General features: G+C 70.5%; 27 protein-coding genes, 3 tRNA genes and 1 pseudogene. 25 read left to right on the top strand and 6 right to left on the bottom strand.

Annotation, left to right across the window (positions count from 1 at the left end):
* Positions 1 to 250 precede the first annotated feature (250 nt).
* The 14 genes from OG623_RS13925 (at position 251) to OG623_RS13860 (ending at position 12,586) form a co-directional block, all read left to right on the top strand.
* On the top strand, positions 251 to 652 hold the full coding sequence (locus OG623_RS13925; RefSeq protein WP_406146697.1) for an NADH-quinone oxidoreductase subunit A: 402 nt from the start codon (positions 251 to 253) through the stop codon (positions 650 to 652).
* A complete protein-coding gene (locus OG623_RS13920) occupies positions 643 to 1,311 on the top strand; it encodes an NADH-quinone oxidoreductase subunit B (RefSeq protein ID WP_406146696.1) in 669 nt (222 codons plus the stop codon). Before OG623_RS13925 ends, OG623_RS13920 begins: the two co-directional genes overlap by 10 nt.
* On the top strand, positions 1,308 to 2,294 hold the full coding sequence (locus tag OG623_RS13915) for an NADH-quinone oxidoreductase subunit C (protein ID WP_406146695.1): 987 nt from the start codon (positions 1,308 to 1,310) through the stop codon (positions 2,292 to 2,294). The genes OG623_RS13920 and OG623_RS13915 overlap by 4 nt, the downstream gene beginning before the upstream one ends.
* Complete coding sequence (locus OG623_RS13910; RefSeq protein WP_406146693.1) at positions 2,291 to 3,259, top strand: NADH-quinone oxidoreductase subunit H; 969 nt, start codon at positions 2,291 to 2,293, stop codon at positions 3,257 to 3,259. Before OG623_RS13915 ends, OG623_RS13910 begins: the two co-directional genes overlap by 4 nt.
* On the top strand, positions 3,259 to 3,855 hold the full coding sequence (locus OG623_RS13905; protein WP_406146691.1) for a NuoI/complex I 23 kDa subunit family protein: 597 nt from the start codon (positions 3,259 to 3,261) through the stop codon (positions 3,853 to 3,855). Before OG623_RS13910 ends, OG623_RS13905 begins: the two co-directional genes overlap by 1 nt.
* Positions 3,852 to 4,463, top strand: a complete 612-nt coding sequence (locus OG623_RS13900; protein WP_406146689.1) for an NADH-quinone oxidoreductase subunit J — start codon at positions 3,852 to 3,854, stop codon at positions 4,461 to 4,463. The genes OG623_RS13905 and OG623_RS13900 overlap by 4 nt, the downstream gene beginning before the upstream one ends.
* Positions 4,463 to 4,912 carry an NADH-quinone oxidoreductase subunit NuoK gene (gene nuoK / locus OG623_RS13895; RefSeq protein WP_406146688.1) on the top strand — a complete coding sequence of 150 codons (450 nt, stop codon included), beginning with the start codon at positions 4,463 to 4,465 and terminating at the stop codon, positions 4,910 to 4,912. The genes OG623_RS13900 and nuoK overlap by 1 nt, the downstream gene beginning before the upstream one ends.
* Positions 4,909 to 6,909 (top strand): NADH-quinone oxidoreductase subunit L, encoded by a 2,001-nt coding sequence (locus tag OG623_RS13890; RefSeq protein ID WP_406146686.1) that lies wholly within the window; start codon positions 4,909 to 4,911, stop codon positions 6,907 to 6,909. Before nuoK ends, OG623_RS13890 begins: the two co-directional genes overlap by 4 nt.
* A 27-nt stretch (positions 6,910 to 6,936) precedes the next feature.
* Complete coding sequence (locus OG623_RS13885) at positions 6,937 to 8,517, top strand: NuoM family protein (protein ID WP_406151811.1); 1,581 nt, start codon at positions 6,937 to 6,939, stop codon at positions 8,515 to 8,517.
* Positions 8,514 to 10,070, top strand: coding sequence for an NADH-quinone oxidoreductase subunit N (locus OG623_RS13880; protein ID WP_406146684.1), 1,557 nt, complete (start codon positions 8,514 to 8,516; stop codon positions 10,068 to 10,070). Before OG623_RS13885 ends, OG623_RS13880 begins: the two co-directional genes overlap by 4 nt.
* Before the next feature lie 110 nt (positions 10,071 to 10,180).
* Positions 10,181 to 10,645, top strand: coding sequence for a large conductance mechanosensitive channel protein MscL (mscL, locus tag OG623_RS13875; RefSeq protein ID WP_406146682.1), 465 nt, complete (start codon positions 10,181 to 10,183; stop codon positions 10,643 to 10,645).
* Positions 10,646 to 10,952: 307 nt separating this feature from the next.
* Positions 10,953 to 11,816 carry a zinc metalloprotease HtpX gene (htpX, locus tag OG623_RS13870; RefSeq protein WP_406146680.1) on the top strand — a complete coding sequence of 288 codons (864 nt, stop codon included), beginning with the start codon at positions 10,953 to 10,955 and terminating at the stop codon, positions 11,814 to 11,816.
* The gene (locus OG623_RS13865) at positions 11,813 to 12,205 is read left to right on the top strand and encodes a YccF domain-containing protein (RefSeq protein ID WP_406146678.1); all 393 of its coding nucleotides are present in this window, start codon (positions 11,813 to 11,815) and stop codon (positions 12,203 to 12,205) included. The genes htpX and OG623_RS13865 overlap by 4 nt, the downstream gene beginning before the upstream one ends.
* A gap of 108 nt (positions 12,206 to 12,313) precedes the next feature.
* On the top strand, positions 12,314 to 12,586 hold the full coding sequence (locus OG623_RS13860; protein ID WP_406146676.1) for a GlsB/YeaQ/YmgE family stress response membrane protein: 273 nt from the start codon (positions 12,314 to 12,316) through the stop codon (positions 12,584 to 12,586).
* A gap of 97 nt (positions 12,587 to 12,683) precedes the next feature.
* On the opposite strand, the gene OG623_RS13855 is transcribed toward OG623_RS13860, so the two are convergent.
* Positions 12,684 to 13,172 carry a YajQ family cyclic di-GMP-binding protein gene (locus OG623_RS13855; RefSeq protein ID WP_362888621.1) on the bottom strand — a complete coding sequence of 163 codons (489 nt, stop codon included), beginning with the start codon at positions 13,170 to 13,172 and terminating at the stop codon, positions 12,684 to 12,686.
* A 163-nt stretch (positions 13,173 to 13,335) separates the two neighbouring features.
* Here OG623_RS13855 and OG623_RS13850 point away from each other — a divergent pair.
* The 5 genes and pseudogenes from OG623_RS13850 to OG623_RS13830 all read left to right on the top strand — a co-directional run bounded on the left by OG623_RS13850 (position 13,336) and on the right by OG623_RS13830 (position 16,645).
* Positions 13,336 to 13,417: transfer RNA gene (locus tag OG623_RS13850), tRNA-Tyr, on the top strand.
* Between the two features lie 730 nt (positions 13,418 to 14,147).
* The gene (locus tag OG623_RS13845) at positions 14,148 to 15,500 is read left to right on the top strand and encodes an MFS transporter (protein WP_406151810.1); all 1,353 of its coding nucleotides are present in this window, start codon (positions 14,148 to 14,150) and stop codon (positions 15,498 to 15,500) included.
* 96 nt (positions 15,501 to 15,596) lie between these two features.
* Positions 15,597 to 15,893, top strand: a pseudogene (locus OG623_RS13840) (transposase); the annotation flags it as partial.
* A gap of 49 nt (positions 15,894 to 15,942) precedes the next feature.
* Entirely contained in the window at positions 15,943 to 16,275 is a 333-nt protein-coding gene (locus OG623_RS13835) for a hypothetical protein (RefSeq protein ID WP_406146674.1), read from the top strand.
* Positions 16,276 to 16,345: 70 nt separating this feature from the next.
* Entirely contained in the window at positions 16,346 to 16,645 is a 300-nt protein-coding gene (locus OG623_RS13830) for an alpha/beta hydrolase (protein ID WP_406146672.1), read from the top strand.
* On the opposite strand, the gene OG623_RS13825 is transcribed toward OG623_RS13830, so the two are convergent.
* From OG623_RS13825 to OG623_RS13815, 3 genes are all read right to left on the bottom strand, one after another.
* Entirely contained in the window at positions 16,632 to 17,828 is a 1,197-nt protein-coding gene (locus OG623_RS13825) for an MFS transporter (RefSeq protein ID WP_406146670.1), read from the bottom strand. The two genes, OG623_RS13830 and OG623_RS13825, sit on opposite strands and share 14 nt — an antisense overlap.
* Positions 17,829 to 17,996: 168 nt before the next feature.
* A complete protein-coding gene (locus OG623_RS13820) occupies positions 17,997 to 18,653 on the bottom strand; it encodes an SDR family oxidoreductase (protein ID WP_406146668.1) in 657 nt (218 codons plus the stop codon).
* A 34-nt stretch (positions 18,654 to 18,687) separates the two neighbouring features.
* Positions 18,688 to 19,911, bottom strand: coding sequence for an amidohydrolase family protein (locus tag OG623_RS13815; protein WP_406146666.1), 1,224 nt, complete (start codon positions 19,909 to 19,911; stop codon positions 18,688 to 18,690).
* A 285-nt stretch (positions 19,912 to 20,196) separates the two neighbouring features.
* On the opposite strand from OG623_RS13815, the gene OG623_RS13810 reads away from it, so the two are divergent.
* The 6 genes from OG623_RS13810 to OG623_RS13785 all read left to right on the top strand — a co-directional run bounded on the left by OG623_RS13810 (position 20,197) and on the right by OG623_RS13785 (position 22,777).
* Positions 20,197 to 20,269: transfer RNA gene (locus OG623_RS13810), tRNA-Thr, on the top strand.
* A gap of 46 nt (positions 20,270 to 20,315) precedes the next feature.
* Positions 20,316 to 20,388 (top strand) — tRNA-Met (locus OG623_RS13805).
* A gap of 89 nt (positions 20,389 to 20,477) precedes the next feature.
* The gene (rpmG, locus tag OG623_RS13800; RefSeq protein WP_003956487.1) at positions 20,478 to 20,642 is read left to right on the top strand and encodes a 50S ribosomal protein L33; all 165 of its coding nucleotides are present in this window, start codon (positions 20,478 to 20,480) and stop codon (positions 20,640 to 20,642) included.
* Positions 20,643 to 20,762: 120 nt separating this feature from the next.
* Complete coding sequence (locus OG623_RS13795; RefSeq protein WP_406146664.1) at positions 20,763 to 21,215, top strand: MaoC family dehydratase N-terminal domain-containing protein; 453 nt, start codon at positions 20,763 to 20,765, stop codon at positions 21,213 to 21,215.
* Positions 21,215 to 21,643, top strand: a complete 429-nt coding sequence (locus OG623_RS13790) for a MaoC family dehydratase (protein WP_406146662.1) — start codon at positions 21,215 to 21,217, stop codon at positions 21,641 to 21,643. The genes OG623_RS13795 and OG623_RS13790 overlap by 1 nt, the downstream gene beginning before the upstream one ends.
* 78 nt (positions 21,644 to 21,721) lie before the next feature.
* Positions 21,722 to 22,777, top strand: coding sequence for a UDP-N-acetylmuramate dehydrogenase (locus OG623_RS13785; protein ID WP_406146660.1), 1,056 nt, complete (start codon positions 21,722 to 21,724; stop codon positions 22,775 to 22,777).
* A 195-nt stretch (positions 22,778 to 22,972) separates the two neighbouring features.
* Here OG623_RS13785 and OG623_RS13780 read toward each other — a convergent pair whose 3' ends face one another.
* Positions 22,973 to 23,992 carry an adenosine deaminase gene (locus OG623_RS13780; protein WP_406146658.1) on the bottom strand — a complete coding sequence of 340 codons (1,020 nt, stop codon included), beginning with the start codon at positions 23,990 to 23,992 and terminating at the stop codon, positions 22,973 to 22,975.
* 125 nt (positions 23,993 to 24,117) lie between these two features.
* Positions 24,118 to 25,344 carry a pyridoxal phosphate-dependent aminotransferase gene (locus OG623_RS13775; protein ID WP_406146656.1) on the bottom strand — a complete coding sequence of 409 codons (1,227 nt, stop codon included), beginning with the start codon at positions 25,342 to 25,344 and terminating at the stop codon, positions 24,118 to 24,120.
* Positions 25,345 to 25,354: the final 10 nt, after the last annotated feature.

Below are 25,354 nucleotides of genomic sequence, written 5' to 3'. Positions count from 1 at the left end.
GCCGGGCCGGGCCCGCCCACGCCATGGGGTTCGTGGGTGAGGCCGGGTAGGGATAACCCCACCTTGCGTCCACTGCGCGTGACGGCCTCGCGTGCCCCGCGCGTCACGACCTTGCGTCCCCCGGGTCGCGGCTCCCCTGTCGCCTCCTGCCCCACCTGTTCCGCGACGGGGCTGCTTACGGTCTCTTTAACAGGGCCTAGACTCCCGTGCGTACAGACCGTCGAACAGGTTGAGGGAGCGAGGGGCGGACGTGGCGGACGTGCCGGATCCGAACGTTCTCGCGTCGGACTACTTCCAGAGCTACTCCGTGGTCGGACTGCTCGCCCTGGTCGGCGTGCTCTTCGTCGCCGTCGCCTTCGGGGGCGGCAAGCTGCTCAGGCCCGTGGTCCCGACGCCGGAGAAACTCCTCACGTACGAGTGCGGTGTCGACCCCGTGGGCGAGGGCTGGGCCCACACCCAGGTTCGCTATTACGTGTACGCCTTCCTGTACGTGATCTTCGCCGTCGACTCGATCTTCCTGTTCCCGTGGGCGACGGTGTTCGCGGCCCCCGGATACGGGGCGACGACGCTGGTGGAGATGTTCATCTTCCTCGGTTTCCTGGCCGTGGGACTGCTCTACGCATGGAAGAAGGGCGTCCTCGCATGGGCGTGACGAGCCGGCCGAACCCGGAACCCCCCGTGTCACTGCCCGACCCGACGACGCTGCCCGAGCCGAAGAAGCTCGGCGTGCTGTCCCGGCTCGCGCCCGAACCGATGAAGGTGGTCCTCAACTGGGGCCGCCGCTACAGCCTCTGGGTCTTCAACTTCGGACTCGCCTGCTGCGCCATCGAGTTCATCGCCGCCTCCATGGCGCGGCACGACTTCATCCGGCTGGGCGTCATCCCCTTCGCGCCCGGCCCACGGCAGGCCGACCTGATGGTCGTGTCCGGCACGGTGACGGACAAGATGGCCCCGGCGGTGAAGCGGCTCTACGAGCAGATGCCCGAGCCGAAGTACGTCATCTCCTTCGGCGCCTGCTCCAACTGCGGCGGGCCGTACTGGGATTCGTACTCCGTGACCAAGGGCGTCGACCAGATCATCCCCGTCGATGTCTACGTGCCGGGCTGCCCGCCCCGGCCCGAGGCGCTCCTCCAGGGCATCCTCAAGCTCCAGGAGAAGATCGCCCGCGAATCGCTCGCCGAGCGCTACAGCACGCAGGACACGGCCCGGCCCTCGGCCGCCGCGCTGCGCAGCGGTCTCATCGAGGCGCCGAACGCTCCTGAGGACCCGAACGCCCCGAAGGGCCCGGCACCGGCGGAGGAGACGAAGTGACCTCTCCGGACTCCGCCCCGGCCCCCACCTCCGCGTCCGCCTCGGAGGCGTACGACCGGCTGCCCGACGCGGTCACCGACCTGTTCGGCGATGAGGCCACCGCCGCGTACGCGTACGACCTGCTGACGGTCGACGTCCCCGCCGGCTCCTGGACCGCCGCCCTCCGGACGGCACGCGACGAGCTGGCCTGCACCTACTTCGACTGGCTGAGCGCCGTCGACGAACCTGGTACCGGCTTCCGCGTCTGCGCCCATGTCGCGGCCGTCGGCGGCGGCAGGGTCCGGCGCCTGCTGGTGCGTACGACCGTCCCGCACGACGCGGCCACCCTGCCCACGGCCGTCGGTGTCTACGCGGGCGCCGCGTGGCACGAGCGCGAGACGCACGAGATGTTCGGGATCGGCTTCGAGGACCACCCCCATCTGGTGCCGCTGCTGCTGCCCGAGAGCTTCGAGGGCCACCCGCTGCGCAAGGACTTCGTCCTGGCGGCCAGGGTCGCCAAGGCCTGGCCGGGCGCGAAGGAGCCGGGCGAGTCCGAACACGGTGGGCCCAAGAGGCGCACCATGCTGCCGCCAGGGGTGCCCGACCCCAACGAATGGGGGCCGCTCAAGGGGCAGCTCCCGCCCGCGCCGGCGCGCCCGGCCAGGGGAGCGCGCGCGGCGGGCGACCGCCCGGTGCGCCGGTCCCGCAGCGCGAGCGAGGCGACCCCGCCTGCCGAGGGCACTCCGCCGGCGCAGGAACCGTCGCGCCCGCGTCGCGCCCGCAGCGCCTCCCAGGGCTCGGCGAGCCAGCAGCCGCCGGCGGCCCCGCAGCCGGACGCACCGTGGCACGAGCCGCGCCCGGCATCCGAGGAAACCCCCGCCGAACCCGGCAAAAAGCAAGAGGCCCCGCGCGGCGACACTCCTGCCACCGACACCCCTGCCACCGACAGCCCCGCCACCGACACCCCGGACACCGACACCCCCGCCGGAGGCGATACCGCGTGAACGACGTACTCGACGTCGCCCTCCGCCTCGTCATCGTCTTCGCCGTGTTCATGGTGCTCCCGCTCGTCGTGGGACAGGCCGAACACAAGGTGATGGCCCATATGCAGGGCCGCCTGGGCCCCATGTACGCGGGCGGCTTCCACGGCTGGGCCCAGCTCGTCGCGGACGGGGTGAAGTTCGCGCAGAAGGAAGACGTCGTACCCGCCGAGGCGGACCGCCGCATCTTCCAGCTGGCACCCGCCGTCGCCCTGCTCCCGTACCTCCTCGTGATCGTCGCCATCCCGATCGGACCCGGCGAAGGCGCGGTCGGCCAGGTCATCGACGCCGGCATCTTCTTCGTGCTGGCCGTCATGGGCGTCGGCGTGCTCGGCTCGCTGATGGCGGGCTGGGCATCGGCCAACAAGTTCTCCCTCCTCGGCGGCCTCCGCACCGCAGCGCAACTCCTCGCCTACGAACTGCCGATGCTGCTCGCCGCCGCCTCCGTGGCCATGGCGGCCGGCACTGTCTCGCTGCCCGGCATCCTCGACGCCTTCGAGTGGTGGTGGCTGCCGTGGCAGATCGTCGGCGCCCTGGTCTTCTTCGTGGCGGGACTCGCCGAACTCCAGCGCCCGCCCTTCGACATGCCGGTCGCCGACTCGGAGATCATCTTCGGGGCATACACGGAGTACACCGGCCTCAGGTTCGCGCTGTTCCTGCTCGCGGAGTACGCCGGGATCGTCGTCCTGTGCGGTCTGACCACCGTCCTCTTCCTCGGCGGATGGCACGGACCGCTCGGCGGTGACGGGCTCGGCTGGGTCTGGACCCTGCTCAAGACCGGTGTCCTCGCGTTCGTCGTCATCTGGCTCCGGGTCACCTACCCCCGGCTGCGCGAGGACCAGTTGCAGAAGCTCGCCTGGACCACGCTCATCCCCCTCGCTCTCGCGCAGATCGCGCTCACCGGCATCGTGAAGGTGGCGATCAACTAGTGCCCCCGATCCCCGGCTCAGGCCTGGCCAAGGGTCTCGCCGTCACCCTGCGGACCATGACGAAGCGCACGGTCACCGCGCAGTATCCGGACGTCCAGCCCGAACTGCCGCCCCGCACCAGGGGTGTCATCGGACTGTTCGAGGAGAACTGCACGGTCTGCATGCTCTGCGCCCGTGAATGCCCCGACTGGTGCATCTACATCGACTCCCACAAGGAGACGGTGCCCCCGGCCGCCCCCGGTGGCCGTGAGCGCAGCCGCAACGTCCTGGACCGTTTCGCGATCGACTTCGCCCTGTGCATGTACTGCGGTATCTGCATCGAGGTCTGTCCTTTCGACGCGCTGTTCTGGTCGCCCGAGTTCGAGTACGCGGAGACGGACATCCACGAGCTCACCCATGAGCGCGACAAGCTCCGGGAGTGGATGTGGACCGTCCCCGAGCCGCCCGCGCTCGACCCGGGAGCCGAGGAGCCCAAGGAGATCGCCGCCGCCCGCAAGACGGCCGACAAGCTCCAGGCCAAGGAAGCCGCAGAGGCCGCGGAAGCCGCCGAAGCAGCTGAAGCCGCGGAGGCCGGGGAACAGGAGGGCCAGGAGTGACCCTCGCTGCTGCTGCCGGTCATCCCGGCTTCCTCTCACCGACCGGCGTCGAGATCACCTTTCTCCTGGTCGGCCTCGCCACCCTCGGCGCGGCCCTCATCACCGTCACGACCAAGCAACTCGTGCACGCGGCCCTCTGGCTGGTCGTGGCGCTGGGCGGAATCGCGGTCGAGTACCTGCTCCTCACGGCCGAGTTCATCGCCTGGGTGCAGGTCCTGATCTACGTCGGTTCCATCGTGGTCCTCCTCCTCTTCGGGCTGATGCTGACCAGAGCCCCCATCGGCCGTTCACCGGACGCCGATTCGGGCAACCGGTGGATCGCGCTCGCTGCTTCCGTCGCCTCCGCCGCCGCCCTCGTCTGGGTCGTCGTGGACGCCTTCCGTACGACCTGGATCAATCTGGACGGCCCCGCCCAGGGATCCACCAAGGCTTCCGGGGAGTTCCTCTTCCGGAACTGGGTGCTCCCCTTCGAGGCGCTCTCCGTCCTGCTGCTCGCCGCGCTCGTGGGCGCGATCATCCTGTCCCGCAAGGGCCGCCAGGCTGACTCGACGGGACAGGAGCAGGGGCAGGAACAGCCGGCAGCCGCGAACGGGGAGGACACGAACTGATGCACCTCGCCTATCCGGCCGTCCTCGCCGTCCTCCTCTTCTGCATCGGGCTGTACGGGGTACTCGCCCGGCGCAACGCGATCCTCGTCCTGATGTCCGTCGAGCTCATGCTCAACGCCGTCAACCTCAACCTGGTCGCCTTCGACGTCTGGCTCCGCGACGCACTCCACGCGGGCCAGGCGCTCACCCTCTTCACGATCGCCATCGCCGCGGCCGAGATCGGTATCGGCCTCGCGATCGTCCTGGCCGTGTACCGCAACCGAGGCAGCTCGGACGTCGACCGCCTCCGCGACACCGCGGAGACCGACGACGCCGAAAGCCTCCCCGACGCCGGTGACGTCGGTTTCGACGCCGGCGGTGTGGACGCCACCGACGCCGCCCGGGACACCCCCGCAGACCAGGCCACTGCTCCGGCAGGGAAGGCAAAGAAGGCAGAGGCCACCCCGTGACCACCACGACCCTCGCCGTCCTCGTCCCCCTCCTCCCCTTCCTGGGCGCCGCCGCTGGACTGCTCCTGGGCAGGTCCGCGCCCGGCTTCGTCCGCCCCCTCGCCGTCCTACCGACCCTCACGGCCGCCGTCATCGCAGCCGTCGTCGCCGCACGCCAGGGCGGCGGCCGGGCCATCGACGCCGCGACCCAGCTGACTCCCACCGGCTCGGTCCCCATCGACCTCGCCCTGCACCTGGACGGCTTCGCCGTACTCGTCGCCGTACTCGTCGGGCTCGTCGCGACCTGCGTGCAGATCTACTCGACGGCCTATCTCAAGGACGACGCCCGCTACCCCTCGTACGCGGCACTCGTCTCACTCTTCACCTCCGCGATGCTGCTCGTCGTCTACTCCGGCGACCTCATGGTGCTCCTGGTCGGCTGGGAGATCATGGGCATCTGCTCGTACTTCCTCGTCGGCCACTACTGGGAGACCCCCGAGGCCCGCGCGGCCTCCCTCAAGGCCTTCCTCGTCACCAAGCTCGGCGATGTGCCCTTCCTCATCGGCCTGTTCGCGCTCGCCGCCGACACCGGCACCTTCCGCATCACCGGGATCCTGGCCGCCGTCACCAACGGCGGACTCGACCACCCCACCCTCATCGCCCTGCTGCTCATCGCCGGGGTCGCGGGCAAGTCCGCGCAGTTCCCCCTGCACACCTGGCTGCCCGACGCGATGGCCGGCCCCACCCCCGTATCCGCGCTCATCCACGCCGCGACGATGGTCGCCGCCGGCATCTACTTCGTGGCCCGGCTCCTCCCCGTCTTCGCCGCCTCCGGCGCCGCCCTCGTCGTCCTCGCCGTCATGGCGGCCGTCACGATGGTCGGCTCCGGACTCGCCGCGCTCGCACAGGACGACATCAAGCGCGTCCTCGCCTACTCGACGATCGGCCAGCTCGGCTACATGTCCGGCGCCCTGGCCGTCGGCGACCGCGGGGCCGCCGTCTTCCACCTCCTGTCGCACGGTGCGTTCAAGGCCGTCCTCTTCCTCGCGGCGGGTGTCGTCATCCACGCGGCGGGAACCAACTCACTCGCCGCCATGTCCCGCATGGGCGGACTGGCCAAGCGCATCCCCGACGCCTACTGGACGATGACCGTCGCCCTTCTGGCGCTCGCCGCCATCCCTCCGTTCGCCGGCTTCTTCTCCAAGGAAGCCGTTCTCGTCGCCGCCGAGCACACCGCCCTGGGGGACCGCGACATCGCCCCGGCCGCGGCCGGCTGGACGGTCCTCGTCGCCGGACTCGCCGCCGCGGTCCTCACCGCCGCCTACGCCACCCGGCTGTGGCTCCTCGCCTTCCGCGGGCGCGGCCCGGAGGCCCCCGACCACGGCAGGCAGCCCGCCGCGATGACCTCCGTCCTCTGGGTCCTCGCCGTCCCCACCATCGCCTTCGGTCTCACCACCGGCGTCCTCACCGACTGGTTCGACGGACACAGCCTCACCCCCTCCCTCACGACAGCCGTCCTGTCCACCGGCGTCGGGCTCGTCGGCGGACTCGTCACCTACGGGGCATGGCGCCACACCACGGCGCTCGCCGACCGCCCCCCGGTCGGCGCGGTCGCCGCCCACCCCCAGGCCGAGCCCGCGCTGGTCGAGGCCGAGGCGATCACCTCGCACACCGCCGCGTACGGCACGGTCGCGGACGCCCCCGACCCCTCGGACCCCGGCAGGCTCCTGCTCGGCCCACTGCACCGCCACGCGGTCACCGGCTTCCACCTCGACGCGCTGTACACGGCGCTGTTCGTCCGCCCCGTGGGGGCCGCCGCACGGCTCGTCCGCTTCCTGGACCGTGAGGTCGTCGACACCTACGTACGCGGCGCGGGCAGCATCGCCCGTGGACTCGGCACACTGATCCGCCGCGCCCAGACCGGCAACGTGCAGACCTACCTCGGCGCGCTGCTCGCCGGAACCCTTGTCCTGGCGATCGCCGCCGTCGTCTTTGCCAACGTCTACGCCGGGGCGTGAACCGTGTTCGATATCAGCGCGTCCGTGATGCAGTTCCTTCTGGCGTTCACCGTCGTCGTCCCGCTCCTCGGCGCGGTCGCCGCGCTCCTGCCCGCCCCTCCCGGGCTCAAGGGCAGGAACCCCGACCAGGCCGTGCTCCGCCACGGAGTGACCGTGACCGGCGCCGTGCTGCTCGCGGCGCTCGTCCTGGCCGCGGGCTTCGACCACGCCCACCCGTCGAAGATGCAGGCCACCACGGACATCAGCTGGATCCCCGCACTCGACGTGCGGATCCACCTCGGCACCGACGGCATCTCGCTCCCCCTTCTCGTGCTGACCGCGCTGCTGACCTTCCTCTGCGCGCTCTACAGCTACTTCAAGCTCCCCGCGGGCCCCTCCCCGAAGGCCTTCGTCGCCCTGATCCTCGTCCTGGAGTCCGGCACCCTCGCGACCTTCGCCGTCCTCGACCTGATGCTGTTCTTCCTGGCCTTCGAGATGGTCCTCATCCCGATGTACTTCCTCATCGCCCGCTGGGGCGGCGACCGGAAACAGCCCGCCGCCTGGAAGTTCATCCTCTACACGCTGCTCGGTTCCGTGATCATGCTGCTGGGGCTGCTCCTCATCGGACTGAAGAGCGGCACATTCGACATGGTGGCACTCGCCACTGACAACGGCCGGGGCCTGACCACATCCGTGCAGGTCATCGCCGTACTGGCGGTCGGGATAGGGCTGGCGGTGAAGACTCCGATGTGGCCCCTGCACAGCTGGCTCCCCGACGCCCACACCGCGGCTCCGACCGTCGGCTCGGTCCTCCTCGCCGGCGTCATGCTGAAGATGGGTACGTACGGTTTCGTCCGGATCCTGCTCCCGATCGCCCCCGACGGGATGCGGATCTTCGCGCCCTATCTCGCGGCGTTCGCCGTCGCCGGGATCATCTACGGGTCCCTTGCCTGCCTGGCCCTCGCCCGCCCCGGCACCAAGGGTGACCTCAAGCGCCTCATCGCCTACTCGTCCGTCGGCCACATGGGCTTCGTGCTCCTCGGCATCGCGACGATGACCCCCACCGGTGTGAACGGCGCGCTCTTCGCGAACATCGCCCACGGCCTCATCACCGGCCTGCTGTTCTTCCTGGTCGGCGCCATCAAGGACCGCTACGGCACCGCGGACCTCGACACCCTGTCCGGCGCCACAGGGGCCGCTCTCTACGGCCGTGCGCCCCGCCTCGGCGGCCTCCTCGCCTTCGCAGCCGTCGCCTCGCTGGGACTTCCCGGCCTCGCCGGATTCTGGGGCGAGATGCTCACCCTGTTCGGCGCCTTCGACCCGGCCGAAGGGCTCAGCCGCCCCGCCTTCCTCACCTTCATGTCCATCGGCGCCATCGGCACCCTGCTCACCGCCGCGTACATGCTGATCGTCGTACGCCGCGTCTGCATGGGCGAGCACCGTGAGCAGCCGCACCCGGTTGTCGGCGACCGTGAACAGCCGCACCCGGTCGCCGACATCCAGCGCCACGAGTTCGCCGCCTGGACCCCGCTCGCCGCCCTGACCGTCCTCGCCGGACTCTGGCCCGCCGTCCTCCTCGGCCTCACCGACCCGGCCGTGCAGAAGCTCCTCGCAGGAGGCAAGTCGTGACCGTGGCAGCCGGCAGCGCAACCGGGGCGGCAAGCCTCGTCCAGTCCGTCGACTGGCTCGCGATCGCACCCCCCGTCATCGCGGCGGCCACGGCCCTGCTCGTCCTCGTCGCCGACCTCTTCACCGGCGAACGCCGCAAGCCCCTCCTCGGCTACGGGGCGGTCGTCGGGCTCGTCGCCGCGCTCGCCATGCTCATCCCGCTGCACACCGGGGACCGCTCCACCTTCTGCCTCACCGGCACCACCCAGGCGTGCAGCTACACCGCCGACCACTTCGCCCTCGTCATCCAGGCGCTCGTGCTCGGCGGAGCCCTGCTGACCGCGCTGCTCTCGATCGGCGACACCCGCAAGCTGCCCGCGGGCGAGTTCTGGTTCCTGCTGCTGTCCTCCGCCGCGGGCGCCGCACTGCTGCCGGCGGCACGGGACCTCGCCACCCTCGTCGTCGCCCTCGAAGTCGCCTCGCTGCCCGCGTTCGCGCTCGTCGGCATCAAGCGCGGCGACCGCCGCTCCTCCGAAGCGGCCCTGAAGTTCTTCCTGTCATCCGTCGTCGCCACCGCCGTGATGCTCCTGGGCGTCAGCTTCGTCTACGCGACCACCGGGACCCTGCACCTCACGGAGATCGCGGGCCGCCTCGACGACGTACCGGGCGGGTTCTCCACCCTCGCCGAGACAGGCGTCGTCCTCACCCTCGTCGGCTTCGCCTTCAAGACAGCAGCCGCACCGTTCCACTTCTGGGTCCCGGACACCTACGTGGGGGCTCCGCTCCCCGTCGCCGCCTATCTCTCGGTCGTCGGCAAGGCGGTCGGCTTCTCCGGCCTCATCCTCGTCACGGTGATCGGCTTCCCGTCCTACGCGCACGTCTGGGGACCCGCCCTGGCGGTCCTCGCCGCGCTCACGATGACCGTCGGCAACCTCGCCGCGCTCCGGCAGACCGCCACCCGCGCCCGCAGCGCCGTACGCCTCCTGGCCTGGTCGTCCGTCGGCCAGGCCGGCTACCTCCTCGTCCCGATCGCCGCCGCCGCGTACGCCGACGACGCACAGGCCGGGTCGACCGTGGCCTACGCGCTCATGTACGCCGTCGTGAACCTCGGCGCCTTCGCGGTGGCCGCACTCGTCGCCCGCACCCACCCGGGCAACCGGCTCGGCGACTACCGCGGCCTCTACGCCACCCGCCCCCTGGCCGCGCTCGCCATGGGCTTCTTCCTGCTCTGCCTGGCCGGCCTGCCGCCCGGCATCATCGGTCTCTTCGCCAAGGTCACCGTCTTCTCCTCGGCCGTCGACGCCGGGCTCGGCTGGCTCGCCGTCGTCATGGCCGTCAACGTGGTGATCGCCTTGTACTACTACCTTCGGTGGACCGCCGCGCTCTTCAGGACCCCGGACACGGCCCCGGCGTCCGAGGCCTCCGACACGGCCTCCAGGAAGGCGCCCACCACACCCGAGCACCGGGTCCCCGCCCCGCTCACCCTGGTGATCGCCCTCACCGCCGTAGCCGGAATCACACTCTCCGGAGCCCCCCAGCTCATCCTCCGTTTCGCCGCCCTCAGCCTCTTCTGACCGACTCGGCCCGGCTTGCCCGGGGAGCCGCGCACAGGGCATGGTCATGCGTGCACGCGTCGCCTGGACGCATGAGGAACAGATCAGAAGAGCACAGAGGAGCCAGAGCGGTGCTGAACGGGTTCAAGGACTTCATCCTTCGCGGGAACGTCATCTCCATGGCGATCGGCCTCGCCGTCGGAGCCGCTTTCACCGCCGTGGTCACGGGCTTCAGCAACGCGTTCATCGTGCCGCTGATCGGCCTCGTCACCCGAGGCACCGGCGACTTCGCCGAGGCCACCTTCACCGTCGACGGCGCGATCTTCCCCTACGGCCTCTTCATCAGCGCGGCCATCGCCTTCATCATCACCGCCGCGGTCCTCTACTTCCTGGTCGTCGTCCCCATGGCCAAGGTCCAGAACCGCTTCACGACCAAGGAAGAGGAGGAGAAGGCCGACATCAAGGCCGCCCTCCGCGACTGCCCCCGCTGCTTCAGCGAGATCCCGTCCGTCGCCACCCGCTGCGCCCACTGCACCAGCGAGGTCGAACCGGACGCGGAAGCCCTCGCGCTCGCGGGACTCCCCGCCCAGCGCTGACCCGCTGCCGCGCCGGCCGCACAGCCTGGCCTCCGGCCGCAGAGGCCCGCACAGGCCCGCAGAGGCCCGACACAGGCGCACTGTCCCGGCCACACAGCCCCACGCAGGCGCACGCAGGCGCACATCCACCCGTACGGCTCAGGGGCGGATCCACCCGGATCCGCCCCTTTTCGCCTGTGCCTGTGGCCACCTCGCACAAGGGAACTAGCTTCCGCCGCCTCGCGTTGACCAGTACGGGAGGCTCCACTGGGGGAGTGGAGCACCACAGAGCAAGGGTTCCCCTGCTGCACCACTTGGAGGGCGTACCGTGCACCGCCGGCACAACGGGCTGAAAACCGCTGTACTCCTGGGGGGCCTCTCGGCCCTCATCATCGTCATCGGCAGCTTCTTCGGACGGGCCGGCCTGATCGTGGCGCTCCTCGTCGCGCTCGCCACCAACGCCTACGCGTACTGGAACAGCGACAAGCTCGCCCTGCGCGCGATGCGGGCACGCCCGGTCAGCGAATTCGAGGCGCCGCGGCTCTACCGCATCGTCCGCGAGCTCTCCACGGCGGCCCGCCAGCCCATGCCCCGGCTCTACATCTCCCCGACGCAGGCGCCCAACGCCTTCGCCACCGGCCGCAACCCGCGCAACGCAGCCGTGTGCTGCACCGAGGGGATCGTCCAGATCCTCGACGAGCGCGAGCTGCGCGGCGTACTCGGCCATGAGCTGAGCCATGTCTACAACCGCGACATCCTCATCTCCTCCGTCGCCGGCGCCCTGGCGTCCGTCGTCATGTTTCTGGTCAATTTCGCGTGGCTCATTCCCGTCGGCCGGTCCGACGACGACGAGGGTCCCGGCCTCGTCGGGATGCTCCTGGTCATGATCCTCGGCCCCCTCGCCGCCTCCGTGATCCAGCTCGCCGTGAGCCGTTCCCGTGAGTACGAGGCCGACGCGTCAGGCGCCCAGCTCACCGGCGACCCGCTCGCTCTGGCGTCAGCCCTCCGCAAGCTCGACGCCGGGACGAAGCAGCTTCCGCTCCCGCCCGAACCGCGGATCGAGAGCGCGAGCCATATGATGATCGCGAATCCGTTCCGCCCGGGTCAGGGCATGGCGAAGATGTTCTCCACCCACCCGCCCATGGCTGAACGCATCGCCAGGCTCGAGCAGATGGCAGGGTATCGACCGTGAAGACAATCCTGAACGTCATATGGCTGGTCCTGTGCGGATTCTGGATGTTCCTCGGCTACTTGGCCGCGGGAGTCCTGCTCTGCATCACGATCATCGGCATCCCCTTCGGCTTGGCGTCGTTCCGTATCGGCGTCTACGCCCTCTGGCCCTTCGGCTACACCGTCGTCGAGCGCCGCGACGCCGGAGGCGCCTCCCTCATCGGCAACGTCCTCTGGGTGATCCTGGCCGGTTGGTGGCTCGCACTCGGCCACATCTTCACCGGCATCGCCCTCTGCATCACCATCATCGGCATCCCGCTGGGCATCGCGAACTTCAAGCTCATCCCGGTCTCGCTGATGCCCTTCGGCAAGGAGATCGTCAGCACGGACCGACCGTTCGCGACCCGCTAGACCTGCCGGACCTGCCGGACCTGCTGGAAAGGGGCCCCGGCAAGCAACCGCACGCCTCCCCGCAAACGTCTTGGCTTGCAGGAACAAGTGACGGGTAGGTACGCGAACATGAGCATCATCAGTTGGATCATCCTCGGGCTGCTGGCCGGAGCCATAGCCAAGTTCATTCTGCCGGGCCGCGACCCCGGTGGCATCGTCGGCACGACCCTCATAGGCATCGTGGGGGCCTTCCTGGGCGGCTGGCTGTCGTCCCGTTTCCTCGACCGCCCGATCAGCACGGACTTCTACGACACGGCCACCTGGGTCGCGGCCATCGCCGGCTCCCTCGTCCTGCTGATCGCCTACCGGCTGCTCTTCGGCAATTCCCGCAGCCGCCGCTGACCGCGTCCCGCATATCCCTTGTCGAACACGGCTACGGGGCGGGTCGTGCCCCTCGGTACGACCCGCCCCGTAGCCACTGCATCTGACAGCGAGTCCGCTACCTGTAGTTGGCGAACTGCACGGCGAAGTCGAGGTCCTTCTCCTTGATCAGCGCCTGCACGGTCTGCAGGTCGTCACGGCTCTTGGAGCTGACCCGCAGCTCGTCGCCCTGGACCAGCGCCTTGACGCCCTTCGGGCCCTCATCGCGAATGATCTTCGCCACCTTCTTGGCGTTCTCCTGGGAGATGCCCTCCTCGATCGTGGCGAAGATCTTGTACTCCTTGCCGGAAAGCTGCGGCTCGCCCGCGTCCAGCGACTTCAGGGAGATGCCTCGCTTGATCAGCTTGGACTGGAAGATGTCGAGGATCGCCTTGACCCGCTCCTCGCCGTTCGCCTCCATCAGGATCTTCTCGCCGGACCAGGCGATCGACGCGCCCGTGCCCTTGAAGTCGTAGCGCTGGGAGATCTCCTTGGCGGCCTGGTTGAGGGCGTTGTCGACCTCCTGCCGCTCGACCTTCGAGACGATGTCGAAACTGGAGTCGGCCATGACGTGTGGCTCCTTGCGTCGTATGCGGTGGGTACAGCGCAAAGCCTAGCCACCGCCGCGCGCGCCCGGCGCTGATCAACCAGGTGGCGTAGCACCCCTGGGCATCAGGTATCGTTTACGACGTCGCCAAGGACCTCTCACCGGGATCCGACGCGTCGTTCCAGGCGGTGTGCCCGAGTGGCCAAAGGGAGCAGACTGTAAATCTGCCGGCTCAGCCTACCCAGGTTCGAACCCTGGCGCCGCCACAGGACGGGAAACCCCGTCCGACCTGCTTAAACACCAGGTCGGGCGGGGTTTCTGCATGTGTGGAGGCGTGGCCGCGGAAGGTGCCGGGCGGCCGGTGTTCTCACCTTGTCTCACCCAAATCCCACCGTTGACCAGCCTGTGTGGGGCGGGCATGGGGCACCTTCGGCGGCTACCGGCCGCCCGCCCCGCAGCATCGCCTCGATCCGGGCGTTCGCTGTTGCTGCGGCTCCGTCCGGGCACGGGCACGGGCACGGCAACATCCTTCCAGGCCGCCTCTCAGCAAACCAGGTCAGGTCAAGGTGCCACCCATCCGTGCAGCAGTCCCGTGAACGCCGCCGCAACAAGATCTACGCCTAAGAGATCGCGTGGATAGGTACTCCGCGGCGACGCGCTTCCCGTGCCCAGGAAGCTCTGTACAACGGGCCTACGAGTGAAGAGATGAGACGTCAGGCAGGTGTCTGAGCGCGTCTCCGCCCTGGTAGCGTTCACGGCATGTCTGCTACTTCGTGTGCGGCCGCTTGCGCCGCAGTGACCAGGACGTCCCGCTAGCGGCGGGACGTTCGACTCACACACTCCTGGACGTCCAGCCGCTTCGTGATCAGACCGGAGCGGCACGTTTGTGCTGCTCAGAACTTCTTCTGAGCGACGGAGCACCTGATGCTTCCAGGCATCCTTTCTTTCCGCGGGCACAGCCCGTCCCCGGCACGCGCATGGCTGGTGCTGTGCGCGGTGTCCATGCTGCAGTTCTTCATTGCGGTCGACGTGACCGTGGTCAACATCGCCCTGCCCTCGATCGGCGCCGACTTCGACATCGACGGGCACTCCCTGACCTGGGTTGTGGTCGGGTACACAGTCGCCGGTGGTGGGCTGCTGATGCTCGGTGGCCGGCTGGGCGACCTGCTCGGGCGGCGGCGCGTGCTGCTGCTCGGCACCGGCCTGTTCGGCGCCGCGTCGCTGCTGGCGGGCCTGGCCCCCACGTTTTCTCTACTGGTGGTCGCGCGCCTGTTGCAGGGCGCCGGTGAGGCCATCGCGCTGCCCGCTGCAATGGCCACCATCGTCCTGATGTTCCCCGAAGGTCCGCGTCGGTCGAGGGCCCTGAGCGTGTGGGCGGCGGTGGCCAGCTGCGGTCTCGTGCTCGGATTCGTCCTGTCCGGAATCGTCACCGCCCACCTGGGGTGGCGGTGGATCTTCCTGGTCTCGGTTCCGTTCGTCCTGGTCGTGCTGCTGGCCGCTGTCTTCCTCGTCGAGGGGGACCGGCCAGTGGCCAAGGACGCCCCGCGGCTGGACCTTCGCGGCGCGCTGTTGCTGACCGCTTGCCCGCTGCTGTTCATCTTCGGCGTGGTCGAGGCCGGCGAACCCGGAACGCACGCATGGGTGGTCCTGGGGGCGCTGGCCGGGGCGGTGGCCGCCGGGGCCGGGTTCGTGCGGGTCGAGGCACGCTCGCGCAACCCGCTGCTGCCGCTGCGCTTCTTCGCGAACCGCACGCGTGTAGCGGCCAACCTGGCCACGATGCTGTTGAGCGGGGGGTTGTCGACCTCGTTTCTGCTGTTCACCTTCTATCTGCAGGACCGGTTGGGCATCGGCCCGTTGGGCGCGGGTCTGACGATGCTGCCTCTGGCGGTCTCGCTGATCGTGTTCTCCATGCTCGTGCCTCGTCTGCTGCGCCGCTGGGGAGCACGCGCGTGTGTGCTTGCCGGCATCGGGTTCACCGCGGCCGCGATGGCCGCGATCGCGGCCATCGCGGCCCTGCGGGCAAGCGGCCTGACGATGATCCCGGCCATGCTCCTGATCGCGGCCGGGATGGGGTTCGGCATCGTGGGGCTCCAGTACCTCGCGGTCAGCGGCGTCACCGAGGACGACGCCGGGACCGCCTCGGGCATCCAGCGCGCGGCTGACCAGCTGGGCGGTGCGACCGGGGTAGCAGTCTGCGTCGGGATCGGGTTCGCCCCGTCCTTGCACTCCTTCGATCCGTTCCTGGTGGCCACCCTGCTGGCCGTCATGGGGCTCGTGACCGGTGCGGTTGTGGCTTGGCGCATGCCCGCGCCCGTTTGCGTAGCGGACCTGCAGGAACAGGCCGGGTGACCTTCGCCCCGCCGGGGTGTGCCTCCCCGAGGGCCAGGGCGGTGCACCTCGGCGGGACTTGCTGGTCAACGTCCTCCACGGCCGAGCGAAGGTCACGTGCCCGTCCTGCCCTCATCCATGACCGACCCGTTGTGGGACCAGTTCCAAGCCCTCCTGCCAAAGCGGGCAGTGGCCGTTCATCCATTGGGCTGCCACCGTCCGCGCATCCCCGATCGGGTCGTGTTCGACAAGCTCCTGGCCCGCCTCGTGCTCGGAGGCACCTACCAGCAGCATGCCGACCACACCTGCTCGGCAACCACGATGAGGGCTCGGCGGGACGAGTGGATCGCCCGTGGCCTCTTCGAGCGGCTACACCGGCTGGCGCGCGAGGCATACGACGAGGCCATCGGCCTCGGCCGCCGCCGCGTCCGCAGCCCCGGGTGATGTCTACAAGGCCGCAGCGGTGAACTCGATCGGCACGACCAACAAGCAGGTTGTCGCTCTGTCGCTTCCTGCAGGGACCTACACCTTGACCGGTTCCGCCCACCTCAAATACGCGGACAAGGCGAGCTGCTACGTCACGGGTGGCCCCACAATGGCAACGCCCCGAGGCAGCGGGTACAACGAGGCGTCATTGAGCGCCACCGGAGTTGTGACCCTGGCGACGGCGGGCAAGGTTCAGTTGATTTGCAGCAGCGAGAAGGTGCTTCCCGTGCCGCAGGACCCGGGAGCCAACGGCACCCTGGTAGCCACCAGGGCCGCCTCTTACCAGAACCAAGGAACAGGCGCCTCGTAGCCCGCCCTTTCGGGGGAAGCTCACCGAGGGGAGGGCTCGTGAACAGCAGAAATGCTGCTCATGGGCCCTTTTGCATGGCCGGGCGCACGAGCGCCGAAGTTGGGGGCGCCCCGTTCCGTCGCACACACCGCCGGCGGGACGAGCGGCGCAGGCGGCCGGGCAGGCCCCCGGCTACAACTGGGCCACGCACGTGTCCGGGCCGCTCGGCACCAGCGCGGTCCTGCACACCTATGAGGGCTGGGGCCACGGGACGTACAACAGCAGCCCCTGCGTGCGGGACGTGGCCGACGCCCATCTGATCTCGCTGAAGGTCCCGCCCCGCGGTGCCGGCTGCCTCGCCGTCGAGCCGGCCGGATTCACTGCCGGGTAGGGGCCGGGCGGCGCAGGAGGTAGACGCCGGCGCAGATGACCAGGACGGCCATGCAGGCGATGAAGACGAGTCCCGCGTCCTGGAGCCCGAGGGGGCTCGAAAGGATGCCCACGCCGATCACCGGCAGTGAGATGCCCGCGTACGCCACCACGAACAGCGTCGAGATCACCGCCGCGCGCCCGTCCGCGGGCGATGCCGCTGCCACCTGCGACAAGGCTGCCCGGAACGCGAGTCCCTGACCCGCGCCGCCGAGGAGCGCGCTCAGCACGACCAGGGGCAGCAGCTGCCACTGGAGCGCGCCGGCGAGCAGCGCCAGACCGGCCAGGAGGCCCACACAGCCCAGCGGCAGTGAACGCTGTTCGCCGATCCGGCCGACCGTCGACTGGCCGGCGACCGAGGCGAAGAAGGCCAGTGCGACGACCAGTCCGCTCACGGCGTGGTCGTCCACGTCCAGGTACTCGGAGAGGAACGCGGGGCTGACCGAGGTGAACACCCCGAACAGGGCGAACCCCACGAAGGAGGCGAGTGCCGCGGGCCCGAACACCGCCCGGACCTGCGGCGGCAGCCCGGGACGCTGCGGCCGTACGGTGCGCAGCGGCCGCCGCTCGGCCACCGTCTCCCTCAGGCCGATCAGAAGGGCCGCCGATACGGCCACCAGCGCCAGGTGCGCGATGAACGGCAGGTGCAGCGGCCAGGGTGCGTACTGCGCGAGGATTCCGGCGAGCAGCGGTCCGCAGCCCAGACCGCCCATGTTGGCGGCCGTCGCCACGAACGAGGCCCGGGAGGAGCCCTTACGGGGCGCCAGCTCCATGACGTACGCGGTGGCCGCCCCGGTGAACAGCCCCGCCGACAGGCCCGACAGCAGCCGCCCCACGAAGAGCCAGCCCAGGGCGTCGGCACACAGGAAGCAGACGGCGCTCGCCGCCGCGAAGACCAGGCCCCAGAGCAGGACGGGGCGTCTGCCGAGCGCGTCGGAGGCGTTTCCGGCCAGCAGCAGCACCCCGATGACGCCGAAGGCGTACACGGCGTACACGACGGTCACCGTCAGCTCGGAGAACCCGAGCTTGTCCTGGTAGAGGCCGTAGAGCGGGGTCGGCAGGGTGGTCCCGGCCATGCATACGGCGAACACCATTCCGCTGAGGTAGCAGGGGATCCAGCCCCGGCTGTTCGGGCCACCGTCCATGCGGCCGACGCTATCCCGCTGACGGGCCGACAGGCGGCAGCAACGCCTCGCAGCGTGGCAGCGGGTACGCGTACCTCCGTACCTCCGGGAGCCCGGCCCCCGCACGAGGCCCCGGCCGCCCCGCACGAGGCCCCCGCCCCCGCGCGAGGCCCCCGCACCCGCCCCCGCTCAGTTCCCCGCGATGTCCTTCACCGCGACCGCGACCGGCTTGCTCCCGCTGATCAGTTCCAGCGTCAGCCCGGCCGTCGCCGGGGTGTCCAGCAGCTCCAGCAGTACCGCCGCCACGTCGTCGCGCGGGACCGGGCCGCGGCCCGTCGATGCCGCGAGCAGGACCTGGCCGGTGCCGGCCTCGTTCGTGAGCATCCCGGGGCGCAGGACCGTCCAGTCCAGGCCGCCCCTGGAGCGTACGTACGCGTCCGCCTCGCCCTTGGCCCGCTGGTAGATGTCGAAGACCTCGTCCCCGGTGTGCGCGGGGTCGGCGCCCATGGAGGACACCACGACATAGCGCCGCACCCCCGCCTGCTCCGCCGCGTCCGCGAAGAGCACGGCCGCTCCGCGGTCCACCGTGTCCTTGCGTGCCGAACCGCTGTTCGGGCCGGCGCCGGCCGCGAACACCGCGGCGTCCGCGCCCCGCAGGACCTCCGCCACATCCGCGACGGACGCCGATTCGAGGTCCAGCACGACGGCCTCGGCCCCTGCCGCCCTCAGGTCCTCGCTCTGCTGCGGATCGCGGATGACGCCCACCGCTTCGTCACCGCGCGCGGCGAGCAGCCGCTCCAGCCGCAGCGCGATCTGACCATGTCCACCTGCAATGACAATGCGCATACGTCCGACCGTACGCCGCGGGGAGCTCGTGCGCTCAAGGCCCGCCGCAGGGGCCGGAATCGGCGCGGCCCTGGCGGGGGAGGTCCAGGGCCTCCGCCGCCGCCCCCGAATCGCTGTACTCGCGTACGGCGCTGGTCCGGGCCACCACGCGTCCGCGGTGCACCACGATCCTGCTGTACGCGAGGGACAACGCCCCGGCCAGCCCATCCCCGCGCACGGCGAGCAGTTCGGCGGGGAAGCCGGCCTCGACGCGTACGCGGGGCAGGCCGAGTGCCGCCCTGGCGGAGCCGGCGACGGCGTCGTAGGCGGGTTCGGGGCCGAGGCCCTCCCGCGAGGCCAGCAGGTACGCCGCCTCCAGCGGGTCACCCCGGCCGACCGGGTTGGCGCAGTCGCGCAGGGCCCCGCTGCCCGCGGCCACCCGTACGCCCGCGGCGTGCAGCAGCCCCACGGGAGGGGCTCCGCGCAGCCGGGCGCCCGAGCAGCCGCCCTGGGGGAGGCAGACCACGGTCACGGCGGCCGCGGCCAGCCGGTCGGCGGCGCGGGCCGCCTCTTCGGAGGGGAGCCGGGAAAGGCCCGTACAGGGGCCGAGGCAGACGCCGGGGCGGAGCCCGCCTGCCATGGCGGTCAGCCGGGCGAGGCGGGCCGGGTCGTCACCGTCCGTGTGCAGGTCCACGGGGAGTCCGTGGGCGGCGGCGAGTTCCAGGACCGCTTCGGTGTGGCCGGCCGGGTCGGGGTCGAGGTCGGGGCAGCCGCCGATGGCGCCGGCCCCCATGTCCACGGCGTCGCGGAGCGCGGCGCGGCCGTCGGCGCCCGCGACGCCCGTGAGGAGCCGGGGCACCGCGACGGCGGACAGCTCGGTGAGGCCCCGCAGGGAACGGCCGGCCGCCAGTACGCCCTCCAGCGGGCCGAGCCCCTGTACGTCGCCGACGCGCACATGGGCGCGCAGCGCGGTGGCCCCGTGGCTGAGCTGGAGCAGTGCGGCCTCGGTCGCGCGGCGCCTCACGTCCTCCGGGCGGCGGGAGGGCGGGCCGCCCGAGTCGCCGGTGAGCGCGGTGTCGGCGTGCGAGTGAGGCTCGGCCGGGGCCGGAAGCAGGAGGTATCCGCGCAGGTCCAGGCGGTTCCTGGCGGTGCTGAGGCTGCCCGCTGTGCCGACGGCCTCGATACGGGTGCCGCCGATCCGTACGTCGACGGTGCGCCCGTCCGCCAGCCGCGCCCCGCTGAGGAGGAGCGCTGGTGCCTCGCCGGGGGTTTCGGGCATCGCGCCGCTCCTGGAGGGAATACAAGATCACGCAGAGTGCGCCGAGCCTAAGGGCTGTCCCGCCGGCTCCGAGGAGCAGCGGATCAGTCATACGAATGTGGCTCCGCGGGGCGGGGTGGGGAGAGGTGCGTCACCGGGGCCCGCGTGCCGGTGCGCGGAGGTGCCGTACCGGCTGATCAAGCCCCTGATCAGGGGGGTGTTCGCAGGGGTGGCGGGGGGCCGGGTGAGGGCGGCGGAAACGGATTTGGGCGATCGGCGACGGAGCGTGTAATGTCTTCCTCGCTCGCCCCAATAGCTCAGTCGGTAGAGCGTCTCCATGGTAAGGAGAAGGTCTGCGGTTCGATTCCGCATTGGGGCTCTGGTGATCGGGTAACCCCGCTTCGGCGGGGGAAAGCCGTCATCAAAGCGGTGTAGCTCAGTCGGTAGAGCAAGCGGCTCATAATCGCTGTGTCACCGGTTCAAGTCCGGTCACCGCTACTAACGGTAGCCGATTGTGGGGTCGGTCCTTCGATCGGCTACTCTTTTTTGCGTTCATCCGTCCATCCGTCCGTCCAAGGAGCACTCACGTGGCTGCCACCGACGTCCGCCCGAAGATCACGCTGGCCTGCGTGGAGTGCAAGGAGCGGAACTACATCACCAAGAAGAACCGGCGTAACAACCCGGACCGTCTTGAGATGAAGAAGCACTGCCCGCGCTGCAACTCGCACACCGCGCACCGCGAAACGCGCTGAAACAGGCTCGTACACGAGGCCGTCCCCACCTGGGGGCGGCCTCGTGTCGTTTATCCGGCGACTCGGGTGATTCGTCGCCTCGTCGCCCCATTCGACTTTTCTTCAGGAGGTACCGGGCACATGGCGCTCGACCAGTCCTTCGTGGGGCGGACCTATCCGCCCACCCCGGCGTACGAGGTCGGCAGGGAGAAGATCCGGGAGTTCGCGGAAGCGGTGGGTGACGCGAATCCGGCGTACACGGACCCGGAGGCCGCCAAGGCCCTGGGATATCCGGATGTGATCGCTCCGCCCACGTTCGTCTTCTCGATCGCCTACCGGGCCGCGGGCCAGGTGGTGGAGGACCCGCAGCTGGGCCTGGACTTCAGCCGTGTGGTGCACGGCGACCAGAAGTTCGCCTACGCGCGCCCCGTGCGGGCGGGGGACCGGCTGACGGTCACCTCGACCATCGAGGCCATCAAGACGATGGCGGGCACCGACATCCTGGACGTCCGCGGCGAGGTGCACGACGAGTCCGGTGAACACGTGGTGACCGCGTGGATGAAGCTGGTGGCGCGCGCCGCCGAGGAGGCGTGATGACAGCGAGCATTGCCTACGAGGCGGTCGAGGTCGGTACGGAGCTGCCGGCGCAGTCGTTCCCGGTGACCCGGGAGGCGCTCGTGCGGTACGCGGGTGCGTCCGGCGACTTCAACCCGATCCACTGGAACGAGAAGTTCGCGCGCGAGGTCGGCCTGCCGGACGTGATCGCGCACGGCATGTTCACCATGGCCGAGGCGATCCGCGTCGTCACCGACTGGGCCGGTGACCCGGGTGCGGTCGTCGAGTACGGGGTGCGGTTCACCAAGCCGGTCGTCGTGCCGAACGACGAGACCGGTGCGCTGATCGAGGTCAGCGGCAAGGTCGCCGCGAAGCTCGACGACAACATGGTGCGGGTCGACCTGACCGCGATGAACGACGGCAAGAAGGTGCTGGGGATGGCCCGCGCGGTCGTCCGCCTCGCCTGACCACGCGCAGTCGGGGGCGGATGCGCCCACTACGGTCCATGGCCCCGTACCGGGGTCATGGACCGTAGTCTTGTCCCCGTGCAGGAACTCCATGACGCCCCCCTCGCCCCCCTGACCACCTTCCGGCTCGGCGGTCCTGCCGGGCGGCTGCTGACGGCCACCACCGACGCGGAGGTGATCGCCGCCGTACGCGAGGCCGACGACACCGGCACCCCGCTCCTGGTCATCGGCGGGGGATCCAACCTCGTCATCGGCGACAAGGGCTTCGACGGAACGGCCCTGCGCATCGCGACCAAGGGCTTCGCCCTCTCCGGTACGACGCTCGAACTGGCCGCGGGCGAGGTCTGGACCGACGCCGTGGCCCGTACGGTCGATGCGGGCCTTGCCGGGATCGAGTGCCTGGCCGGGATCCCCGGATCGGCCGGGGCGACACCGATCCAGAACGTCGGTGCGTACGGGCAGGAGGTGTCCTCGGTCATCACCGAGGTCGTCGCCTACGACCGGCACACCGGGGAGACCGTCACCCTCCCGAACGAGGCCTGCGCGTTCTCGTACCGCCACAGCCGCTTCAAGGGCGAACCCGACCGTTACGTCGTGCTCCGGGTCAGGTTCGGCCTGGAGGACGCGGGCGGGCTGTCCGCGCCGCTGCGCTACCCCGAGACGGCCAGGGCCATGGGCGTCGAACAGGGCGACCGTGTGCCCGCCGCCTCCGCCAGCGAGACCGTCCTGCGGCTGCGGGCGGGCAAGGGGATGGTGCTCGACCCGGAGGACCACGACACCTGGTCCGCCGGCTCCTTCTTCACCAACCCGATCCTCGACGAGGCGGAGCACGCCGCCTTCGTCGGCCGGGTCGCCGAGCGTCTCGGAGCGGAGGCCACACCCCCGGTCTTCCCCGCGGGGGAGGGCAGGGTGAAGACCTCGGCCGCCTGGCTCATCGACAAGGCGGGCTTCACCAAGGGGTACGGCACAGGCCCGGCGCGCATCTCCACCAAGCACACGCTCGCCCTCACCAACCGGGGCGGCGCCACCACCGAGGACCTGCTCGCCCTGGCCCGCGAGGTCGTCGCCGGTGTCCACGAGGCCTTCGGAGTCACCCTCGTCAACGAACCGGTGACGGTGGGCGTCAGCCTGTAGCCCGCAGGGCCGGGCCCCGGCTCGAGCGCCGTCACGAAGCGGCGCTGCGCGAGAGGGGCGCGGGCCCCCGGCCCCGGAGCGGACACCTACGCGCAGCGTGCCTTCGCGTACGACATGGACGAGGCCCCGCAGTCGGCGGACGAGTTCGCGGTGTCCCTGGCGCGCACCCTGCTGGCCGGCATCAGCTGACCGGTATCAGCCGACCGGCGCCAGCCACGCGTCGATCCCGCTCAGCAGCTTCTCCCGCACATCGACGGGCGCAACCGAGCCCCGCACGGACTGCCGGGCCAGGTCGGCCAGTTCCTCGTCGGTGAACGCGTGATGCCGCCGTACGAGGTCGTACTGCGCGGCCAGCCGGGAACCGAAGAGCAGCGGGTCGTCCGCGCCGAGCGCCATGGGGACCCCGGCGTCGAACAGGGTGCGCAGGGGCACGTCGGAGGGCTTCTCGTAGACCCCGAGCGCCACATTGGACGCGGGGCAGACCTCGCAGGTCACCCCCCGCTCCGCGAGCGTGCGCAGCAGCCTCGGGTCCTCGGCCGCCCGTACGCCGTGCCCGATCCGGGCCGCGTCCAGGTCGTCCAGGCAGTCCCGGACGCTGGACGGACCTGAGAGCTCGCCGCCGTGCGGGGCGGCGAGCAGCCCGCCCTCGCGGGCGATGGCGAAGGCACGGTCGAAGTCCCGGGCCATCCCGCGCCGTTCGTCGTTGGAGAGACCGAAGCCGATGACGCCACGGTCCGCGTACCGCACGGCGAGCCTGGCCAGTGTCCGGGCGTCCAGCGGATGCTTCATCCGGTTCGCCGCGATCACCACCCGGATCCCGAGCCCGGTCTCGCGGGCCGCACGGTCCACGGCGTCCAGGATGATCTCGATCGCCGGGATCAGCCCGCCGAGCAGCGGGGCGTACGAGGTGGGGTCGACCTGGATCTCCAGCCACCCCGAACCGTCCGCGACATCCTCCATCGCGGTCTCGCGCACGAGCCGCTGGATGTCCTCGGGCGAGCGGAGGCAGGACCGGGCGATGTCGTAGAGGCGCTGGAAACGGAACCAGCCGCGCTCGTCGGTGGCCCGCAGCTTGGGCGGCTCACCGCCGGTCAGTGCGTCGGGCAGGCGGACGCCGTACTTGTCCGCGAGTTCGAGCAGGGTCGTGGGCCGCATCGACCCGGTGAAGTGCAGGTGCAGGTGGGCCTTGGGCAACAGCCGTACGTCACGCTCCATTGGAAGATCTTGCCGCACGTGGGGCGTGTCGCGGTAGCGGGATCCCCCTGTGAGTTACCACTCGAACGAAAAAGCGACCCCCGGTCTGAGCCGGGAGTCGCCCTTGTCGCCGTGCCGGCCTCGGGTCAGTCGCGGGCCTCGCCCAGCAGCTTCTGGAGGCGGGAGACACCCTCGACGAGGTCGTCGTCACCCAGCGCGTAGGACAGCCGCAGGTAACCCGGCGTGCCGAACGCCTCCCCGGGAACCACCGCGACCTCGGCCTCGTCCAGGATGAGCGCGGCCAGCTCGACGGAGTCCGCCGGGCGCTTGCCGCGGATCTCCTTGCCGAGCAGCCCCTTCACCGACGGGTACGCGTAGAACGCGCCCTCGGGCTCGGGGCAGAGCACGCCGTCGATCTCGTTGAGCATGCGCACGATCGTCGTCCGCCGGCGGTCGAAGGCCGTCCGCATCTCGGCGACCGCGTCCAGCGGCCCGGAGACGGCGGCCAGCGCGGCGGCCTGCGCCACGTTGTTGACGTTGGAGGTGGCGTGCGACTGCAGGTTGGTCGCGGCCTTCACGACGTCCTTGGGGCCGACGATCCAGCCCACCCGCCAGCCGGTCATGGCGTACGTCTTGGCGACACCGTTGACCACGATGCACTTGTCACGCAGCTCGGGCACGACCGCGGGGAGCGAGACGGCGGACGCGCCACCGTAGACCAGGTGCTCGTAGATCTCGTCCGTCAGCACCCACAGACCGTGCTCCACGGCCCAGCGGCCGATCGCCTCGGTCTCGGCCTCGCTGTAGACCGCGCCCGTCGGGTTGGAGGGGGACACGAACAGGACGACCTTCGTGCGCTCGGTGCGCGCGGCCTCCAGCTGTTCGACCGAGACGCGGTAGCCCGTGGTCTCGTCGGCCACCACGTCGACCGGGACACCGCCGGCGAGACGGATCGACTCGGGGTAGGTCGTCCAGTACGGGGCGGGGACGATGACCTCGTCGCCCGGGTCGAGGATCGCGGCGAAGGCCTCGTAGATGGCCTGCTTGCCGCCGTTGGTCACCAGGACCTGCGAGGCGTCGACCTCGTAGCCGGAATCGCGCAGAGTCTTCGCCGCGATGGCCGCCTTGAGCTCGGGGAGTCCTCCCGCCGGGGTGTAGCGGTGGTACTTCGGGTTTCGGCACGCCTCGACGGCGGCGTCCACGATGTAACCGGGGGTCGGGAAGTCGGGCTCACCGGCGCCGAAACCGATCACCGGACGTCCGGCGGCCTTGAGGGCCTTGGCCTTGGCGTCGACGGCGAGGGTGGCGGACTCGGAGATCGCACCGATGCGGGCCGAAACCCGGCGCTCGGACGGAGAAGTTGCAGCGCTCATGCCCCCATGC

This window comes from Streptomyces sp. NBC_01012, assembly GCF_045162755.1.
Classification (GTDB): domain Bacteria; phylum Actinomycetota; class Actinomycetes; order Streptomycetales; family Streptomycetaceae; genus Streptomyces.
The sequence above is the reverse complement of the archived record's forward strand: the minus strand, read 5'-3'. Positions and strand labels throughout refer to the sequence as shown.

Bases quoted from the DNA above. Each gene is read 5' to 3' on its own strand.
- OG623_RS13790 (WP_406146662.1), top strand. From the start codon at position 21,215: ATGACAGCGAGCATTGCCTACGAGGCGGTCGAGGTCGGTACGGAGCTG.
- OG623_RS13920 (WP_406146696.1), top strand. From the start codon at position 643: ATGGGCGTGACGAGCCGGCCGAACCCGGAACCCCCCGTGTCACTGCCC.
- OG623_RS13775 (WP_406146656.1), bottom strand. From the start codon at position 25,344: ATGAGCGCTGCAACTTCTCCGTCCGAGCGCCGGGTTTCGGCCCGCATC.
- OG623_RS13855 (WP_362888621.1), bottom strand. From the start codon at position 13,172: ATGGCCGACTCCAGTTTCGACATCGTCTCGAAGGTCGAGCGGCAGGAG.
- nuoK (WP_406146688.1), top strand. From the start codon at position 4,463: ATGCACCTCGCCTATCCGGCCGTCCTCGCCGTCCTCCTCTTCTGCATC.
- OG623_RS13795 (WP_406146664.1), top strand. From the start codon at position 20,763: ATGGCGCTCGACCAGTCCTTCGTGGGGCGGACCTATCCGCCCACCCCG.
- OG623_RS13885 (WP_406151811.1), top strand. From the start codon at position 6,937: ATGCAGTTCCTTCTGGCGTTCACCGTCGTCGTCCCGCTCCTCGGCGCG.
- OG623_RS13815 (WP_406146666.1), bottom strand. From the start codon at position 19,911: ATGCCCGAAACCCCCGGCGAGGCACCAGCGCTCCTCCTCAGCGGGGCG.
- OG623_RS13860 (WP_406146676.1), top strand. From the start codon at position 12,314: ATGAGCATCATCAGTTGGATCATCCTCGGGCTGCTGGCCGGAGCCATA.
- OG623_RS13820 (WP_406146668.1), bottom strand. From the start codon at position 18,653: ATGCGCATTGTCATTGCAGGTGGACATGGTCAGATCGCGCTGCGGCTG.
- OG623_RS13825 (WP_406146670.1), bottom strand. From the start codon at position 17,828: ATGGACGGTGGCCCGAACAGCCGGGGCTGGATCCCCTGCTACCTCAGC.
- OG623_RS13780 (WP_406146658.1), bottom strand. From the start codon at position 23,992: ATGGAGCGTGACGTACGGCTGTTGCCCAAGGCCCACCTGCACCTGCAC.